Consider the following 260-nt stretch of genomic DNA (forward strand, 5'->3'; position numbering starts at 1 on the left):
GGCGTGGTCAGCGCCGCCGTATAAGTGGCGATCAGCCCTTCGCTGCCGCTCACACGCAGCAGCGCAGCCATCGGCAGCAGCCAGAACGCGCAGAACAGCGCAACGGCTGGCGCCAGCAACGCCACCCGCCACCGCGCGGGCAGTACCGCGTCCTCAGGCAAGGTGGTTCGGGTGACGGTGCTCATGCTCAGCGGACCTCGTCCAGATAGCGCGTGCCGAAGGCCTGCTGGCCGGCTGCCATCTTGTTGAAGTCGACCGTC

At 68.1% G+C, this 260-nt stretch carries 1 protein-coding gene; it reads right to left on the reverse strand.

The window, feature by feature from the left end; all coding sequences use genetic code 11:
• A partial coding sequence (locus ACVA58_RS28270; RefSeq protein ID WP_446513552.1) for a hypothetical protein occupies window positions 1-185 on the reverse strand: 185 nt, incomplete at its 3' end.
• Window positions 186-260 lie beyond the last annotated feature (75 nt).

It is taken from the genome of Photobacterium sp. DNB22_13_2 (assembly GCF_052873915.1).